15 protein-coding genes are annotated in these 18,066 nt (G+C 44.9%); all 15 read left to right on the top strand.

Annotated features, from left to right (window positions below):
- Nucleotides 1-73 precede the first annotated feature (73 nt).
- The 15 genes from MKY14_RS10050 to MKY14_RS09980 all read left to right on the top strand — a co-directional run bounded on the left by MKY14_RS10050 (nt 74) and on the right by MKY14_RS09980 (nt 18,029).
- Nucleotides 74-1,426 (top strand): sodium-dependent transporter, encoded by a 1,353-nt coding sequence (locus MKY14_RS10050; protein ID WP_076127152.1) that lies wholly within the window; start codon nt 74-76, stop codon nt 1,424-1,426.
- A gap of 261 nt (nt 1,427-1,687) precedes the next feature.
- Nucleotides 1,688-2,359, top strand: coding sequence for a GntR family transcriptional regulator (locus MKY14_RS10045; RefSeq protein ID WP_052097124.1), 672 nt, complete (start codon nt 1,688-1,690; stop codon nt 2,357-2,359).
- Between the two features lie 20 nt (nt 2,360-2,379).
- A complete protein-coding gene (locus tag MKY14_RS10040; RefSeq protein ID WP_076127150.1) occupies nt 2,380-3,540 on the top strand; it encodes an amidohydrolase in 1,161 nt (386 codons plus the stop codon).
- A gap of 27 nt (nt 3,541-3,567) precedes the next feature.
- Nucleotides 3,568-4,611: a methionine ABC transporter ATP-binding protein gene (locus MKY14_RS10035; protein ID WP_036688670.1), complete on the top strand. Its 1,044-nt coding sequence runs from the start codon at nt 3,568-3,570 to the stop codon at nt 4,609-4,611.
- Complete coding sequence (locus MKY14_RS10030) at nt 4,586-5,245, top strand: methionine ABC transporter permease (RefSeq protein WP_036688669.1); 660 nt, start codon at nt 4,586-4,588, stop codon at nt 5,243-5,245. Before MKY14_RS10035 ends, MKY14_RS10030 begins: the two co-directional genes overlap by 26 nt.
- Nucleotides 5,246-5,275: 30 nt before the next feature.
- The gene (locus tag MKY14_RS10025; protein ID WP_340976397.1) at nt 5,276-6,295 is read left to right on the top strand and encodes a uroporphyrinogen decarboxylase family protein; all 1,020 of its coding nucleotides are present in this window, start codon (nt 5,276-5,278) and stop codon (nt 6,293-6,295) included.
- Between the two features lie 11 nt (nt 6,296-6,306).
- Entirely contained in the window at nt 6,307-7,134 is an 828-nt protein-coding gene (locus MKY14_RS10020) for a MetQ/NlpA family ABC transporter substrate-binding protein (RefSeq protein ID WP_076141012.1), read from the top strand.
- A 17-nt stretch (nt 7,135-7,151) separates the two neighbouring features.
- Entirely contained in the window at nt 7,152-7,958 is an 807-nt protein-coding gene (proC, locus tag MKY14_RS10015; protein WP_340976396.1) for a pyrroline-5-carboxylate reductase, read from the top strand.
- A gap of 2 nt (nt 7,959-7,960) precedes the next feature.
- Nucleotides 7,961-8,725 (top strand): VOC family protein, encoded by a 765-nt coding sequence (locus MKY14_RS10010; RefSeq protein ID WP_339243969.1) that lies wholly within the window; start codon nt 7,961-7,963, stop codon nt 8,723-8,725.
- A gap of 376 nt (nt 8,726-9,101) precedes the next feature.
- Nucleotides 9,102-9,746: a Type 1 glutamine amidotransferase-like domain-containing protein gene (locus MKY14_RS10005; RefSeq protein ID WP_076127138.1), complete on the top strand. Its 645-nt coding sequence runs from the start codon at nt 9,102-9,104 to the stop codon at nt 9,744-9,746.
- A gap of 310 nt (nt 9,747-10,056) precedes the next feature.
- Entirely contained in the window at nt 10,057-11,205 is a 1,149-nt protein-coding gene (locus tag MKY14_RS10000; RefSeq protein ID WP_340976394.1) for a DUF3626 domain-containing protein, read from the top strand.
- Between the two features lie 185 nt (nt 11,206-11,390).
- Nucleotides 11,391-13,967 carry a glycosyl hydrolase gene (locus MKY14_RS09995; protein ID WP_340976393.1) on the top strand — a complete coding sequence of 859 codons (2,577 nt, stop codon included), beginning with the start codon at nt 11,391-11,393 and terminating at the stop codon, nt 13,965-13,967.
- 404 nt (nt 13,968-14,371) lie between these two features.
- Nucleotides 14,372-15,421 (top strand): ABC transporter substrate-binding protein, encoded by a 1,050-nt coding sequence (locus MKY14_RS09990; RefSeq protein ID WP_076275214.1) that lies wholly within the window; start codon nt 14,372-14,374, stop codon nt 15,419-15,421.
- A 1-nt stretch (nt 15,422) separates the two neighbouring features.
- Nucleotides 15,423-16,199: an IucA/IucC family C-terminal-domain containing protein gene (locus tag MKY14_RS09985; RefSeq protein WP_340976392.1), complete on the top strand. Its 777-nt coding sequence runs from the start codon at nt 15,423-15,425 to the stop codon at nt 16,197-16,199.
- Between the two features lie 108 nt (nt 16,200-16,307).
- The gene (locus MKY14_RS09980) at nt 16,308-18,029 is read left to right on the top strand and encodes a helix-turn-helix domain-containing protein (RefSeq protein ID WP_076127128.1); all 1,722 of its coding nucleotides are present in this window, start codon (nt 16,308-16,310) and stop codon (nt 18,027-18,029) included.
- Nucleotides 18,030-18,066: the final 37 nt, after the last annotated feature.

Below are 18,066 nucleotides of genomic sequence, written 5' to 3'. Positions count from 1 at the left end.
CAGAAAATTTCCATATGACGTGCTTTGTTACTTAAGCTATAATGAGGTCTAAAAAAGAAAACGGGGCGTTATAATGAATCAAATGAAGGGTAACAAAAATCTTCTCTCGGAGAAGGAGGAACGCTTCTCTTCCGCGGGCTTTATTTTTGCCGCCATCGGCAGCTCGGTTGGGCTAGGGAATATGTGGAAGTTTCCTTATATTACAGGAGAAAATGGGGGGGCAGCTTTTTTCCTGCTTTTCATCGTCTGTTTAGTGCTGATAGGGTTACCGGTGCTGTTGGCAGAACTGGCTATCGGACGCAGCGGGCGTGGTAGCGCGGCGACCTCTTTTATGCGGGCTGGAGGCGGGAAGAGTTGGTTTGCAGCTGGAATGTTGCAGGTACTTGCGCCGTTTCTAATTCTCTCCTTTTATATTATTGTTGCTGGCTGGACGCTGAACTATTCGATGATTGCTTTTAATGGACAACTATTCAGCACTACTGATTATGCAGGCGAATTCAATTCGTTTGTCTCTGGATATATGCCGATCGTTTGGCAGGGGATAGCCATTCTGATTACGGCGGGTGTAGTCATCCTTGGCGTATCAGGCGGGATTGAGAAATTTAACAAAGTATTAATTCCTGGTATGGTCGTACTCCTTGTAGTGTTAATGATTCGCGCAGTAACCTTACCGGGTGCATCCGCAGGGGTATCTTTTTTCCTAAAACCGGACTTTTCAGTGTTGACAGCGGAATCTGCGCTAGTTGCATTGGGACATGCCTTCTTTTCATTATCGCTCGGGATGGGGATTCTCCTGACTTACGGATCTTATGTTGATAAAAAACAATCGCTGGGTACCGCTGCAATCGCAATCGGTGCAGGAGATTTGTTATATGCTTTTATCGCAGGCTTGATTATTTTTCCGACGACGTTCTCATTTGGTATTGCTCCTGATCAGGGGCCTTCGCTGATTTTTATCGCTTTGCCAGCCGCTTTCTCGGCTATGCCTTTTGGTGCGCTTTTCGGCGGTTTGTTCTTTATCTTGCTGGCGATTGCTGCTCTAACCTCAGCTGTATCGCTGCTTGAAGTGCCTGTATCCTTCACAATGGAGCGCTGGAATTGGAGCCGGAAACGTTCGGTTTGGATTTTGACGCTGATCTGTTTCCTTCTTAGTATTCCTTTAGCGATGTCACTAGGGATGTTCCCGGAGCTAACGATTGGTGGCAAATCTCTATTTGATGGGCTGGATTTTATCACCTCTAACATTATGCTGCCGCTTGGAGGTCTGCTGATTACCATCTTCGCCGGTTATTTCTGGAAAGGTGCAGCGGAAGCCGCTGGACTACAGGCGCGCTGGTTCCGTGTTTGGCTGTTTATGCTCCGTTATGTGGCGCCGATCCTAGTGTTCCTAGTGCTACTCCATACCTCGGGGATTATTTCCTTCTAATTCTGAAATTTATTTATCCAAAAATAACTCTACAACCCCTGAGGGTTGTAGGGTTTTTTTGTGTTGAAAAGAGGGGATTAAATTGATTTTTAATTCCTACTTGACTAGGTGGAATAATTGGAATATAGTATAAAAAAGCTTGAACGGTATGGAAGGGAATGTAACTAACCAATCCATTCTTAACTAATAATTGTATACAATTATACAAATATATTATTGGGATTCGGACCCCACAGATTATCGATGAGGAGCAGTATAGAAATGGCGATACGATCACGAAGGTTATCAAAGGATAATACCTACTACGAATTAAAACAAAAAATTATTGATAGCGAGTTCGAACCGAATCAACCTGTAAATGAAGAAAATTTGGCGGCCTTGCTCGGGGTCAGCCGCACACCTCTTAGAGAGGCGATACAGAGACTGGAGAACGAGGATTTTCTGGTTCGACAGCCAAATGGAAGACTGCGGGTAGCTTCAGTAACCCTTAAAGAGGTTGAAGAAATATTTCTTATTCGCAGCATGCTTGAAGGCTATATTGCAAGAAGTGCAGCTAAGCATGCCACAGAGAAAGATATTGTGAATTTAACGACGATGATTACAAAAATGAAACACTCGTTCCAGCTTGGTGATAATCAGAATTTTGTTACATATGGATTTGAGTTCCATGATTATTTGTCAGAAATCAGCGAACTAAAAACCTTCGAGAAGGTTCTGAATCAATTAAGAGATCATTCGCTTCGTTATTGTCGATTCGTCTCTATGCATGGGGATTGGAACACACAAGCGGATGAAGAACATGATCTTATTTTACAAATGATCGCTGCTAAAAATGAAGATGGTGCTGAAAAAGCCATGCAAGATCATATTTTAAGCAGTCTATCGACTGCGCTTGATCGCATCAAAGGGATTGAAGAAAAGCTGGAAGCATAACGAAAGGGGAGACATCACCTATGAAACCACTAAATGAGGTTGAGCAAGCTTTAGCTAATCAATTAATAGAGGTTCGCAGAAACCTGCATCGTGAGCCTGAATTAGCGTATGAAGAGTTTAAAACCACAACAAAATTACGGGAATGGCTGACCCAAGCCAATATTCACATCCTTGACTTACCTTTACAAACCGGACTCATCGCAGAGATCGGGCAGGGTCACGGACCCATAGTGGCCATTCGTTGTGATATTGATGCACTTCCCATAGAGGAACAAACTGAATTGTCCTTTGCCTCAGAGATCCCAGGAAAGATGCATGCCTGTGGTCACGATTTTCACACGGCTACTATTTTAGGTGCTGCATTATTATTAAAGGCTCGTGAAAATGAACTACCTGGAAAGGTTAGAGTATTGTTTCAACCCGCGGAAGAAACAGGGCATGGGGCGGAAAGTGTCTTAGCCTCGGGAGGACTCCAGGATGTGGCGGCTATATTTGGTCTCCATAATTCACCTGACTTGCCAACGGGAGCTTTTGGAACAAGAACAGGAGCTTTAACAGCCGGTGTTGACCGTTTTGAAATTACAATAAAAGGTGTCGGCGCTCATGCTGCTTATCCTGAAAAAGGTGTAGATACGATTGTAACTGCGGCTCAGATCATTACCGCACTACAAACCATCGTAAGTCGCCAAAACAGCACCACGGAACCAGTAGTGTTAAGTGTTACCCGAATTAATGGAGGCTTCACATGGAATGTATTGCCGGAAAAAGTCGAATTAGAAGGTACAGTAAGAACTTACAATGAAGAGATTCGCCGCAATATTCCAATACAAATGACTCGTCTTATCGAAGGGATTGCTGCGGGAGCTGGGGCAGAGGCCCAGTTACACTGGCATCCAGGTCCACCCGCAACGATAAATCATGGGGAATGGGCGGACTTTACCAAAGAGATCGCCTCAGATTTCGGCTATGAAGTACATGATATTCCTCCACAGATGGGTGGAGAAGATTTCTCTTTTTATTTACAACAGATACCGGGTGCTTTTGTGAATATAGGATCAGGTCCAGCCTATCCCTTACATCACCCTCGTTTCGATGTTGATGAAGCTGCGATATTGCCAGCTGCTAAGTACTTCGCTTTATTGGCAGAACAAGCGCTGGTGAAGCTGCAAGAGGAAGCTTAATCCTAAAGATGATTGAGGGGAATGGAAATGATTGAATTAAAGAATGTTTACAAATCGTTCACTCGGAAAGGGACCACTATTGATGCTCTTAAAGGAATCGATTTAAAGGTCGAAAAAGGCGATATATTCGGGGTTATCGGCTATAGCGGTGCTGGGAAAAGTACATTAATTCGTTTAGTCAATTATTTGGAAAGACCCACCAAAGGACAAGTTATGGTCGCTGGACGTGATTTGGGAACATACAACGATAAAGAGTTGCGTACCGCTAAGAAAAATATCGGAATGATTTTTCAACATTTTAATCTATTAGAATCTAAAAAAGTATTTGATAATGTGGCGATCCCTCTAGTTCTCCTGAAAAAGAATAAAAATGAAATCCGCCAGCGGGTAATGGAGCTGCTAGAGTTTGTTGGATTAAGTGACAAAGCGGGGAGTTACCCGAGTGAGCTATCAGGTGGTCAGAAGCAACGTGTCGGGATTGCCAGAGCGCTTGCCTCGAATCCGTCTATCCTTTTATGTGACGAAGCGACCTCTGCCTTAGATCCACAGACCACACATTCTATCTTACAGCTATTAAAAAAAATCAATGCTGAATACAACATTACCGTGATGATCATTACACATGAAATGTCCGTGATTCAAGAAATTTGTAACAAGGTAGCGGTCATGGAAGAAGGCCGGATTATTGAGCAAGGAAGTGTTCTAGATGTATTCGGAAGTCCAAAACATCTGACCACGCAAAATTTCGTGAAGACGGTTATTCAAAATAGCATGACCTCTAGCGTGCGGAAATCTATCAAAACAGAACCCGGAAGTCAGCTGTACAAGCTTAATTTTGTGGGAGCAAGTGCCTCTGAGCCTATCCTGTTTGAAATGATTCGCTCCTGCGATATAAAGGTCAATATTTTATTTGCGAATACGACGGAGATTCAAGAAACAACTCTGGGAACAGTGATCATTCAATTCGATGGTGAGGCAGCAGAGATTAACAATGCATTATCTTTCTTAACAAGAAATGGAGTCGGTGTAGAGGAGGTAGAATCTAATGTTTTCGACCACAGTAACAGGTGATCAATTTCTGCAGGCGATTATAGAAACAATTCAAATGGTAGGGTTCTCCTTGTTTGTTGGTTCCCTGATTGGGATCCCATTTGGGATATTGCTTGTCATCACTCGTCCGGGTGGGGTTTTGGAGAACAAAGCGCTTTACGCCGTACTAAATCCAATTATCAACATCATTCGCTCATTGCCTTTTATTATTTTACTGGTTGCGATTGTGCCTTTCACACGATTGATTGTTCATACTTCAATTGGGACAAGCGCAGCGATCGTACCCTTGATTATCTATATCGCACCTTATATAGGACGGTTGGTAGAGAACTCACTGCTTGAAGTGAATCCGGGAATCCTTGAAGCCGCTGAGGCGATGGGAGCCACTCCTTTTCAAGTCATTTGGTACTTTTTATTGCCAGAGGCGGTTGGATCCTTAATCCTGTCTCTTACTACAGCGACGATTGGTCTGATAGGTGCAACTGCAATGGCTGGAACGGTAGGGGGAGGCGGCGTGGGAGACTTGGCGATTGTATATGGATACCAACGCTTTGACACTGTTGTCGTAGTAGCCACCGTGATTATCCTCATTATTTTAGTGCAAGGTATTCAATCTTTAGGCAACACGCTAGCAAGAAAAATTCGCCGTTACTAGTTACTACATATTCTGGGAGGGACTCGACAGATGAGTGAATGGAGTAAGCAAGATCGTTTTAAAGCATTATTATCTGGAGAACGGGCGGATCGTCCAATCGGAAGTGGTTGGCGCCATTTTATCGACAAAGAACAAACTGCAGATGATTTAGCAGAAACTACGATTTCTTTTACGAAAAAATATGATTGGGATTGGGTCAAGATTAATCCAAGAGCGACTTATCTGGCGGAAGCTTGGGGGAATCAATACGATTTTACGGATTATCAGACCGTATTTCCGAGACAGCAAACGACGGCTATTCCAACAGCGGCTAGTCTGTGGGATATCGACGTCAAAAAGGCAGTCCAGTCAGCCCCTTTGGCAGAGCATTTAGATGCGGTTAGAAAGATTCGTCAAGGGTTACCAGACACCCCGCTAATCCAAACTGTATTTTCACCATTAACAGTATTGCTATTTATTGTAGGGCGTTCTGCTTACGTTACTAAAACGGTGTTTGGTATTGAGCACCCGGTAACTTTGGAATCCTTGTTTAAAGAACATCGAGCGGCAGCACATCATGCGCTACATGCGATTTCCTTAACCTTAGCCGATTATGTACAAGAGTTACAGCAAGCGGGTTCTGACGGTTTGTTCTACGCAGTGACGGGCACAGCTCACCCAGGATTATTTGATGAAGCTATGTTTGACGAACTGTCCAGACCTTATGATTCTATTGTTTTAGAAGCAGCAAGCTATGGAAAAAACATTCTTCATACTTGTGGAGCTTACGCCCAGCCTGAGAAGTTCAACGATTATCGGATTGACGGGATCAGTTGGGATACGATAGCCGAGGGGAATCCAGGGTTAGAGGCAAATCTCAAAGCTACTAAAGTGGGGGGAGTCGATCATGGGTTGTTTGCGGTAAACGATATTGTCCAAATCAAGCAGCAGGCTGAAGATGCATTAAAGTTAATGAAAGACCAGCCGTTTATTCTATCTCCAAATTGCGCAATCCCACTCAATGTGACGGATGAGGCGTTAGCACAATTTAAAAAATCTATATTGGAATAGGGGAAGTAAGTATGAAAAAGTTAATGTTAGTGATGATGATAGGTGTTCTTGCAGTGTTGACGGCTTGTGGCAATAAAGAGGCGGGGGATTCTGGAGATAAGAAAAAGCTTACCGTTGGATTTGGTGTCGGAACCTATGAGGAACAATTCCGCCAATCGATTCTACCGATTCTAGAGAAACAAGGGTATTCCGTTGACATTAAAACCTTCTCGCAAAACATGCAGGTCAATCCAGCAATGAAGGAAGGCTCCATTGACGCAAGCATATTCCAAAGTACAGCTTATATGGAGGCCATTAACGAAGAAATCAATGCAGATATGGTCGGAATTGCTTATGTTCCAGGTGCTCCACAAGGCCTTTATTCTGTAAATCATACCACGCTAGACGATGTTAAAGACGGTACAACCGTAGCTGTTCCGAACGATCCGGTAAACCAAGAGCGTGCACTGCGTATTCTGGAAGAATTGGGTTGGGTCAAAATTAAAGAAGGGGCAGGCGTAGCGGATTTTAATATTAATAGTATGGAACCGGATAAATATAATATTGATATCAAAATATTGGACCCCGCTCAAATCCTTGTCTCCCTTCAAGATGTTGATTATGGCGTTGTAAATGGTAATTATATTGCTAATTCGGACAGAAAGATTACGGATGCTTTGAAAATAGAAAACACACCTATGGAACACAGAATTATCGTATCGGTTAATAAAAAGGATGAAAATTCTCAGTGGGCTAAAGATTTGAAAGCTGCTTATGAATCCAAAGAGTTTGAAGAATATATTCTTGGATTAGAAAAATATGATGGTTTCATTCTACCTGAAGCTTGGGACAACAATTAATTAAGGAAGTGAACGGAGTGACCAAAGAAAAGATTCATTTTATTGGTGGCGGACAGATGGCGGAAGCGATCATCCGCGCATGTATAGCGAATAACACCTTGTCTGTAAATCAAATTAGTGTATCGGATATTAATGAAACGCGTCTGCAGTTTTTGAATACCAAATACGGTGTAGATACGAAGAGTTCGCAAGAGCATAACCTGTCTACAGCAGATGTGATTGTAGTGGCAGTTCGCCCACAGGATGATTTAACTACACTTGGTCAGAACGTACAACAATTCGTTACAGCTTCTGCCGCAATCGTATCGATTGTGGCGGGTGTGACAAATGATCAATTAGCTGGGTATTTTGGAGTTGAACGGTCCATTATCCGGGTTATCCCCAATACTTTAACCGATACAGGATATGGCTATAGTGGTGTAGCGTTAAATGCTTATGCTACTCGTGATCAAGTGGAGCATTTCCTACTCGGCTTTGGAAAAGTACAATATCTGGATGAGGCGTTAATGGATGTTTTCACTGGATTTGGTGTGGCGGGTCCTAACTATATCTATTATTTCATTGAATCTCTCGTAGATGCAGGTGTACTTGCCGGACTGCCGCGTGACCAAGCCTGGAAGGTTGCACTGGAGAATATGATGGGCTCGGTAGCAATGCTGCAACAGACAGGGCTGCATCCACGACAGCTGCTGGATATTAATAATTCACCTGGCGGTGTCGGCATGCATGGCTTGTACGAATTAAACAACAGTGATTTCGCAGCGGGTCTGCAAAGAAGTGTTCTGGCAGCCGTAAAACGTACTACTGAGCTGGGAGTGAAGTAATCATGGCAACGATGAAATGGGATCATTTAGTTCACTATGTCAATGATTTGGCCAAACCGGTTGAGATCTTTGGAGCTCATGGATTGGTTGCTTTTAAGGGAGGCTCTCATAAAGATTGGGGAACCTATAATGCCTTAAGTTACTTTGGGCTAACCTATCTCGAGTTTCTGGGCATTGAGAATCTTGAGCTGGCAAAGGCAACTGAACATAATTTAGTGGTGAAAGATGCAGTAAAACTTCTACCAGAACATGAAGTTCTAAGTAGAGTAGTCATCCGGACGGATGATATTGAAGAAGTAGCGGCTTCCCTGAAAGCAGCAGGCTTATCATTATCTCCAATTATCGATGGTAAGCGTCTAGATAACGAGGGAAGATTAATAGAGTGGCGGATGATGACCATTGCTGGTGACTTTGGGGGACTGGTCTATCCGTTCATCATTCAATGGAGCGGAACGGATACAGAGCGAGTGGAAAGATTAACATCATCTGGAGTCATTAAGCCTCATCCTGCGGGAGAAGTCGAAATCGTGCGTGCTGTATTCCATGTCTCCGATCCTGAAGCTGCAGCCAACCATTGGGGAACCATATTCGGACTGCCTGTTACGAAGTCAGAGGATGATACCTTCAGCCTTAAGATTGGCGATAGATCATTTGCTTTCGTGCAAGGAGACGAGAACCAATTCAAGCAGGTGGTTTTTGAAACGGATTCGTTAGAGCTGAAAGGGAAGACGATTTCGATTGGTGATGGGGAGTATGTTTTCGTTTAAGGGACTAGTATCTTTATAACTTTAGAAATAAAGACTTACTTGAAGGGATCGATACCTCGAGTAAGTCTTTTTGCTATTCACCGAAGGTACTAATGATGCTGGCATTTTTTTGTTTTAATCAATTTGTAAGATTTATTCAATTCCATTATATGGTACGATGTCCATGATATAAAAGGAGGTGAAGATAATCGGTGCAGAACAAAAATACGTGGCCCATTTCCTCGCCGGATAAGCTTAATGTGGATCTAGCGCAGATAAAAAACTTTGATTATGCCTCTAAATTTATATTACTATAGATATTTTTTCTCGCTTGGCACTATGGATTTTGATAAACATAATGGATAAATATAAATATTACATATGGAGGTAATTACGGATGAAAACTCACTATTACTTAGATTGGTTTTATGATAAGGGTTTTTCTGAGAAGCTAGTCAATGTGTTGCATGAGGATATAACAGACAGAAAATCGCTGGTTATGATTAGCGCTGAATCGTCTGATTTTAGTGATGAACAAGTTAATATTGATAGTGTTTTTGAAAGGACATGGTTTAATCAGGCTAACATTTATTTTGATGAATATCATTTCATTGATGACCGCACGCAGAAAGAAGATGCCCAGCGATTAATTCAAAACGCCTCTGTCGTTTTTTTATGTGGTGGAACCGCTCGGGACCAAAAGCACCTTTTGACGGAATATGAATTATCGGATTTGATTAAAAAAAGCAATGCTGTTGTAATGGGAACAAGTGCTGGTGGGATGAACATGTCTGATGAATATGTGGATGAATGCACTGTTTGTGAAGGTATGGCTCTTAATCACTTTTCTTTTGAAGCTCATTTTGATCATGATAACACCGCGATGATTGAGGAGCGTTTCCCTTTATCGAATAAAATGGATATTTATGTGGCGGCAGACAAAGATGGTGCTGTACGTGTGAAGGGCAGCAAAATCGACATTATAGGCAATGTATATTTAATTTCCCACTCAAAGATTCAGAAATTGGCTGAGACGCTCTAATTATGGTTGAGTGGTTGTGACACTGACGGTTAACTGAATGGTATTTGTTTTGAGTCCCTATTTGACAGCACCTTACGAGCAAATCGAGTTGATTAATCCTGCCAAAAAGGAAGATTTCCCATAACGCGCATACGATGTTGAAGTCATCAGCATTCGATCTTGAATTTATATCATTCGAGATCCATGTAAAGTTATCGGAATCTGCGATGGTAAGGATATGAATTTTCAAGTGAAGAAGCGTTTGATACACTGAGAGGAGAAATCAAGTCTCTTTTCTTATATACGGGGTCTAGAAAGGAGTGAATAAGCAATGGAGTGGAAAGGCGATGCAAATGCCAATAAAAAAAGAGAGTCTCAGTTCACTGAGGAACTATCGGAGTCACAATTAGCGGCTTTAGAATATGTTACGAATTACGCGCGAATCCGGAAAAGTGAAGCAGTTCAGATCATCCATGAAATTCTTCAAATGTCTAATGTGGATCGGGATGAGTTCGAAGATGCTGTGGTCAAAATAAAGTCACATGCGAAGATTGCTCTACATTTCCATCCAGATCGACTAGATCCGGTAAAGAAAAGTGTTGCAGAGGCGCTGTTAGAGCAAGGTGTGTACAAGAGCCAATTTGAGACCTTGTTATCCAGTGGTAGTGTATCAGCCTATCCTGGCGGTCCACGTGATTTGTGGGAGGAAAGACTATTTGGAGGGGCATACCAACAACAGGGTGCTTCGAATAGCGAACGCCCTAAATATGGCGCTCTTGATTTGATGCGTCATTCGGATGGGCCAGCTCCGCGCTTTGGCTCCTGCTATTTCCTCCTATTCCCTGAGGTTTCTTATCGCAGTACATACACCTATATGGATTCGCATCAAAACCCTGTACAGAAAGGGACATATGCAGAATTTGATGATATGATGGCGGCATTACTAGAGGAGATTTTCTTAAGAGATTCCGCTCTAGGGGAAAAAGATCTTCAATCACAAAAATTAGTCGACCATCTTCGGGTCAACCTCACAATGCCGTTTTCAGACCCTTCAAAGGGTGAAGCTAAACGTAATCTTAACCACTATATTGAAGCGCAAGTTCATGGAAACATCCGTCTTAAGGAAGATGTGGAAATCTTAGTAGCCGATCCTTCATTCAAGGGTACTCCAACAGGGCGAGTCCTGGAGCAAATATGTTTACAGTATGCCATCCAACTCTATTGGCACATGGGATTCGCGATGTGGGTAGACGAAGTGCCTTCAGATTTTAGAGGGCCTACGATGCCCTCCTTGGCTAAGCGTATTGCTCATGACGGTTATATCGATACGAGCATGATTGGATCTGCTGCTATGCACTTAAAGCATGATCCTTCAGCATGGCGGGACCGAGGAACCGAAAAAGAAGTACTTCAAGAATTAAAACTCTTATGGCATGTTTTGGTGCGGTACGGAAAGCCGCTCCGAAACTTTAAGTTGTAAGAAGCCAATGTTATTTAACTCCTCCTAATAAATATCGGTGGGAGTTTTTTTGCATGTGGAAATTTTCTCGATTTGATAGATTTACAAAATATGGAATATATGCTATCTTATCTATGAAAGCGCATCCAAGAGATGGTATATTGAACTTTTATTTACCATATTTAACATAGGGAGGAAAGGTGGAAATGAAAAATTTGCTCAAGAAGGCAATCACAATGATGCTGGCATTTACTCTGCTACTTGGATTGATGACAGCGCCGCCCGTTCATGCAGACAACGCACTTTTCACAATTGAAAGCGAAAACGCTCAGCTCACCTCCGATCTTCAAGTGACGACCCAAATTTACGGACAGCCCAAACCCGGATACTCTGGAAGCGGATTTGTCTGGATGCAGAATTCCGGTACAATTTCCTTCACAGTGACTGTCCCAGAAACCGGCATGTATACGATCTCCACACGTTATATGCAGGAGCTCAGTGCTGACGGCAGGCTTCAATCTTTAGCCGTTAACGGCGTTACGAAGGGGTCATATATGCTGCCCTATACGACCACATGGTCGAATTTCGATTTTGGCTATCACAAGCTGAATCAAGGCAGCAACACTATTCAACTGAAGGCCGGCTGGGGTTTCGCTTATTTTGATGCTTTCACGGTGGATTATTCCGATCTTGATCCCCTGGATGTGCAACCTGTTCTCAGCGATCCTCAAGCCACATCAGAAACTCAGCTGCTGATGAATTATTTAACGGAGGTTTACGGCAATCATATGATCTCCGGTCAGCAGGAGATTTACGGAGGCGGAAATGACGGCAATTCCGAGCTGGAGTTTGATTGGATTCACAATTTGACCGGAAAGTATCCGGCCATCCGCGGATTTGATTTGATGAATTACAATCCGCTTTACGGCTGGGAGGATGGTACAACCGCCCGGATGATCGATTGGGTGAATAACCGGGGCGGGATTGCGACAAATAGCTGGCATATCACTGTACCCAAAGATTTCACCGCCTATCAGCTCGGGGAATTTGTGGATTGGAAGAAAGCCACCTATAAGCCGACAGAAACCAATTTTAATACTGCTAATGCGGTAGTTCCAGGTACGAAAGAATACCAATATGTACAACTGGCTATTGAGGATTTGGCGGAGCAACTGCAGATTCTGCAAAATAACAATGTGCCGGTTATCTTCAGACCCTTCCATGAGGCGGAGGGCAACGGCGGATTGAATGGGGAAGGTGCATGGTTCTGGTGGGCTTCCGCTGGCTCGGAGGTGTACAAGCAATTATGGGATCTGCTCTATACCGAACTTACAGAAACGTATGGCCTGCACAATTTGATCTGGACCTACAACAGCTACGTGTACAGCACTTCTCCCGCATGGTATCCCGGCGATGATCAGGTGGATATTGTAGGCTATGATAAATACAATACGATCTATAACCGCTATGACGGTTTGTCTGGTGTCCCCAATGAGGACGCAATTACCTCGATTTTCTATCAGCTTGTTGATTTAACAGGCGGTACGAAAATGGTAGCCATGACGGAGAACGACACCGTTCCAAGCGTTCAGAATCTGACAGAGGAAAAATCGGGCTGGCTTTATTTCTTACCGTGGTATGGTGAGCATCTCATGAGTTCTGCCTTTAATTATCCGGCTACCTTAACGACACTGTACCAAAGCAATTATGTAATCACGCTCGATGAGCTGCCTGATTTGAAGGTTAACAATCCAAATCCAAATGCGTCCATCACACCTGCATCCGTCGAATTTGATAAGTATGCGCCCAATCAAACCGACAAAGCCATAACCGTGAATTCAAACGGCAATACGTTAACCACTCTCCGGGCTGGCGCCAATGCATTGACAGCGAATCAGGATTATACCTTGAGTGGAAATACGCTGCTGCTCAAAAAAGCATTTCTGGCGACACTGCCGGTTGGCGAGCATTCGATCATCTTTGATTTTAATAAAGGACAAGATCCCGTATTAAAAGTCAAAATTGTCGATTCCACACCGAGCGCATCCATTGCGCCCGTGAGCGCGGCATTTGATAAAGCGGCGAATCTAGCCCAGGATATTTCCGTAGCCCTTACCTTAAATGGACACCAGCTTGCAAGTATCACAAATGGAAATTCCACACTTTTAGCGAGTCAGGATTATACGGCATCAAGCGCTGCTGTTGTTCTGAAAAAATCCTATCTTTCCACGCTGCCGCTGGGACAGAATACCCTAACCTTTCATTTTAATGGAGGAAATAATGCTGTTCTTACAGTGAACGTAACGGATAGCAGTGTTCCAGTACCCACTGGAGATTTGACGGTCCAAGCTTTTAATGGCAACACAAGTGCCTCCACCAACGGGATTTCACCCAAAATCAAAGTAGTCAATACCGGTGATTCAGCGATTCAACTAAGTGATGTGAAGGTCCGGTATTACTATACGATTGATAGCGAGAAAGATCAGAGTTTCTGGATCGACTGGGCCAGCATCGGAAATGCGAATGTAACCGGCAATTTCGTTAAGCTGGCGACTCCTGTTGCCAGTGCCGATTATGTTTTGGAAATTGGTTTCACGAGTTCGGCTGGAACACTTAATCCAGGTCAGAGCGCAGAAATTCAAACCCGTTTCTCCAAAACCGACTGGTCCAATTACAACCAGGCTAATGATTATTCGTTCAAGGCATCCAGCAGTCAGTTCATCAACAATGAACAGGTCACCGGGTATATGAATGGTCAGCTTGTGTGGGGGATTGAGCCGTAAGCTTTTAATGAAAAAAGGTATCTTTGTGTAATACAAAGATACCTTTTTTCATTTTGGGAAGAAGCAGGGAGTGCAATGGAAGAACCATTTCTGAAGTAGCCAGATTGCTCGATGATCAGTTTCTGGAGAAGGAAAAGCTTGAATTGAGCGAGATTACCATCGACTGTGTTGGCTATTTTCAGAACAGGAGCAAAGAAATTTTTGTTAAAATTAGGGATTTAGGTGCTTCTGTGGAATTTTTGTAGCCAGCCGTGGTTCTCCTGAGTCGTTCCTATGGTGTGCAATGTCGCATTAATCCGGCTGCAATGTCGCAAAAGTACATGGAAATAGAGTGTGAAGATAGATTATACTCGCTTTATTGATCTGATAATGAAAATCATTATCATACATAAGGGGGAGTCAGCATGAAAAGAACAAAGAAGAGGCAAGCAACCGTTAGAAAGGTAGAAGCTGCCCAAAAAGCAGGACTATTAATGATATGGATGATGGCGCTGGTACTTGTGCTAACGGCTTGCGGTACTGGAGGTGGAGCAAATGCGGGCACTGCCGCACTGCCATCTGCTTCAGCCGAGCCGTCACCTACATCTGAGACACAGGCTCAGACTGCAGCCTTCCCGGTTACCATCTCGCATATGAAGGGCGAATATACGCTGACTGAGAAGCCGAAGGTCATCGCCGCGCTTGATGTGAAATTCGTCGATCAATTGTTAGCGATAGGCGAGCATCCGGCAGGCAGCGTTGTGGCTGGAGCGAAAGATGCAAAGTTTCCAGAATATTTAAGTGAACAATTGGGTGATGTGAAGGTCCTGGGCACACGCGATGAGCCCAATCTTGAAGCTATTGTAGCGATGAATCCGGATCTTATATTGATGACGGACTTTCAGGAGCAGGTGTATGACAGCGTCAGTAAAATAGCGCCCACAATAGTACTCGACTTCTATGAAGATTGGCGGGATACATCGGCTACCATCGGTATGATAACGGGCAAGCAGGCGGAGGCGAAGGTAGTGCGTCAAGCCTACGAGGACAAAATCGTCGGACTGCGGGAACAGCTGTCGGCGAAGCTGGGTGACGAAACGGTAGCTCTGATTCGCCCAAGACCGGAAGGTATTCGCGTACACGGTCCCGAACATCGGACCGGAAGCATTCTTTATGAGGATTTGGGATTGAATATCCCTGCATTCGTTCAGGAGATCAAAGATGATACCTCCGTTGAAATTTCGATGGAGACCATCGCTGATATCGGAGCAGATCACTATTTCCTGTTATCGGATGAATTGTTTGCCAAAGAGGCAGAGGCAATGGCGAACAGTCCGGTCTGGAAATCTCATGATGCCGTTAAAAATAACCGCGTATACAATGTGAATTCAACGCTATGGATCGCTTATTATGGGCCAATTGCCCTCAATATTATTGTAGATCAAACCGCGGAAGCGCTGTTGGGATCGCATTAAAATGGACAACTATCTGTCGTCTGCCACCTGGAAGCAAATGGCGGAGGAATACCGTCTGTGGGTAGGTGAACCGCCTGAAGGAAACGTTCGGACAATTGCCCTTAGCCAGTTGCACGAAGAAGCTGCATGCCGCGAATATGTAAGCTGGCTTAAGGGTTATATCGGTGCGCCTGATATGCAGGTTGCCGCTTCCATGCTGGCCAAGCGGATCGGTTATCTGTGGATCGCGCCGATGCTGACCGCTATGACCCTTCATAACCGGGAAGTCTCCATCCCGCTGGAGAACTGCTTCCTCTATCATCCGGCTTCCTCAGCTTTTAAAGGGGATACGCGTTTTCCTTTCCTTGCGCTGAACGGGCTTCGAGCGACGGCGGCACCGGAAGACAGGGAAGCGTGGCGAGAAGAGATCGTAGAGGAAATTTTCGCGGTACGTCTTGCGCCGCTGCTGCACACGCTTGCTGCAATTGGTCCCGTCTCCATGGCAGTACTTTGGGAGAATATTATGGTACGCATTGCCCCGTTGTATTCTCCTGGAACAGGTGAATTTGGGCAAAAGAGGCAACGAATGCAAGCCGATTTTGCCTTCCTGACCCGGATAGCTCCCGGACAATTGTTCGGCGCAAGACGCAATCCATTTACCCGGTTCACAGTGAACAATGACCTAGCTCCGGTTGCAAAAAAGAAACGTATCACCTGCTGTTTTTATTACAGGATGTCGGCGGAATATTGCGGGAAATGTCCGAAAATTGACAATGAGAATGAATCTCAATTAAAATGACAACAGCAACGCACTCACTTATGTTGCGGACGCGCTTTCACTAAAGCATGTAATCCTATTCGAGTGCGCCCGTTTAACAGAGGATGCTATTGTCAGGAGATGAGAGAAATGCCGCTGAAAGAACAGGCAAGTTTATGGAGTGATACAACGATCAAGATGCTTGATGTGCGCAGCGGTACTTTGCCACCCGGCGGCGTTATGAGCGAAACCGGATTAACAGCCAATGTGTTGCTGCTGGCAGGCGGCGGGGAAGGTAGGCTTGTGATGAATGGCGAAATTTTCCATATCCAGGACTATTTCGCTTGTCACGCAGTCAAGGGATCAGCATTTACTTTGACTGCTGGATCAGAAACCATTCATTATACCGTTATTATGTACAAGGCTTTTCCAATGTTGGGGGCTGCCCATGTTCTGTTTCCGCAGCGCAATCACCCGTTACGCACTTCATTTGTTCACCGTCCTGTGCTCCTGGCTGAACTGCATCAGACTGCGGAACAAATCGAAGCCAAATGGAGCCGGGGCGAAGGGCTGGAGCGTTTCCATGCGAATGCGCTACTGCAAGGAATGCTTTACGAGCTTATTATGGAGTATGAATGTGGTCAGAAAGGCACAGAGGCGGATATGGTGGATGTTGTCGCTGCCTATATAGCGGGGCATTATCGTCAGGAGCTGGAGCTTAAGGAGCTGGCAGCGCTTGCCGGATGCAGTACAAGACAGTTACAGCGGCGATTCAAACAGGAGAAGTTACTAGGACCGATGGAATATGTAATCCAGCTGCGGATGGAGAGTGCCGAGCGGATGTTGCGTCATACGGATGCTCCCATCGGCGAAATTGCAGAAAAAACGGGCTATCGCGACATGTATTACTTTAGCAGGGCATTTAAGAAATATCATGGAGTTCCCCCGCAGATCTACAGGCGCACTGCCGCTTCAGGGATCGGTGTTCTCTCAGCATATTCTGGGCTGCCGGATCGCCTGGCCTCATCGTACGAGACGCTGCAAGGCCCGGTAATTTGTCATATGCGAGGCGAATATTGCGTCACCGCTTCTCCGGGGCGTATCGCCGTACTCGACGTTCAATATGCAGACCATTTGCTTGCGCTTGGGATATCTCCGGCAGGGAGTGTAGGAACGGGCAGTGCAGCGTTAAAATTCCCCCAATATATCAGGGAAAGGCTTAAGACAACGGAAATGCTCGGAACTTATGAGTACCCGGACCTGCAAGCTGTCGAACGGCTGCGGCCGGATTTGATTGTCTGTACTGAGGTGCATGCTCAGCATTATGAACGGTTAAGCCGGATTGCGCCAACCCTAATGTTTCAACGGAATGAGAGCTGGCAGACGATTCTGGGCCTGTTCGGTGAATTGACGGACAAGCGGACAGAGGTGGAGCGTATTATTGCGGATTACCTGCGCCGAACAGCATTGCTGTCTGAGCAGCTTGCAACGGCGCTGGCGGGTCAGAGCGTGGCCTTGATCCGTCCGCGTGAGTCGCTGGTACGGGTGCATACTGCCTCCCATCGCACAGGTGCCGTGCTGTACCGGGATCTTGGTCTGCCAGCTCCTCTATTTGTCGCAGACACTTCCGACACGGCTTATCATATTACAGTTGATAGACTGCCGGCTGTGCATGCCAGCCATTATTTTTTACTTAGTAACGAGATGATGCAGGAGGGGGTATCTGCGACAGAGCAAAGCGTCCGAGGGATGTTGGATTCCGATGAGCGGCCGTATATATACCCGGTAGATGCCGCTACATGGATCGGCTGCTACGGACCGACAGGTATCAATTACATTGTGGATCAGGTAGCCCGTACCTTGCTGGCCTGAGCGTATCTAAGAGAATCCCCTAATTTCAGGCTATTTT

It is taken from the genome of Paenibacillus sp. FSL R5-0887, assembly GCF_038002305.1.
Classification (GTDB): Bacteria; Bacillota; Bacilli; order Paenibacillales; family Paenibacillaceae; genus Paenibacillus_AQ; species Paenibacillus_AQ odorifer.
Note: the sequence above shows the minus strand (reverse complement) of the source record. Positions and strands in the feature narration are given on the sequence as shown.

Excerpts from the sequence above, each read along its gene's own strand:
- MKY14_RS10050 (WP_076127152.1), top strand. The coding sequence starts at position 74 with ATGAATCAAATGAAGGGTAACAAAAATCTTCTCTCGGAGAAGGAGGAA.
- MKY14_RS10045 (WP_052097124.1), top strand. The coding sequence starts at position 1,688 with ATGGCGATACGATCACGAAGGTTATCAAAGGATAATACCTACTACGAA.
- MKY14_RS10040 (WP_076127150.1), top strand. The coding sequence starts at position 2,380 with ATGAAACCACTAAATGAGGTTGAGCAAGCTTTAGCTAATCAATTAATA.
- MKY14_RS10035 (WP_036688670.1), top strand. The coding sequence starts at position 3,568 with ATGATTGAATTAAAGAATGTTTACAAATCGTTCACTCGGAAAGGGACC.
- MKY14_RS10030 (WP_036688669.1), top strand. The coding sequence starts at position 4,586 with ATGTTTTCGACCACAGTAACAGGTGATCAATTTCTGCAGGCGATTATA.
- MKY14_RS10025 (WP_340976397.1), top strand. The coding sequence starts at position 5,276 with ATGAGTGAATGGAGTAAGCAAGATCGTTTTAAAGCATTATTATCTGGA.
- MKY14_RS10020 (WP_076141012.1), top strand. The coding sequence starts at position 6,307 with ATGAAAAAGTTAATGTTAGTGATGATGATAGGTGTTCTTGCAGTGTTG.
- MKY14_RS10010 (WP_339243969.1), top strand. The coding sequence starts at position 7,961 with ATGGCAACGATGAAATGGGATCATTTAGTTCACTATGTCAATGATTTG.
- MKY14_RS10005 (WP_076127138.1), top strand. The coding sequence starts at position 9,102 with ATGAAAACTCACTATTACTTAGATTGGTTTTATGATAAGGGTTTTTCT.
- MKY14_RS10000 (WP_340976394.1), top strand. The coding sequence starts at position 10,057 with ATGGAGTGGAAAGGCGATGCAAATGCCAATAAAAAAAGAGAGTCTCAG.
- MKY14_RS09995 (WP_340976393.1), top strand. The coding sequence starts at position 11,391 with ATGAAAAATTTGCTCAAGAAGGCAATCACAATGATGCTGGCATTTACT.
- MKY14_RS09990 (WP_076275214.1), top strand. The coding sequence starts at position 14,372 with ATGAAAAGAACAAAGAAGAGGCAAGCAACCGTTAGAAAGGTAGAAGCT.
- MKY14_RS09985 (WP_340976392.1), top strand. The coding sequence starts at position 15,423 with ATGGACAACTATCTGTCGTCTGCCACCTGGAAGCAAATGGCGGAGGAA.
- MKY14_RS09980 (WP_076127128.1), top strand. The coding sequence starts at position 16,308 with ATGCCGCTGAAAGAACAGGCAAGTTTATGGAGTGATACAACGATCAAG.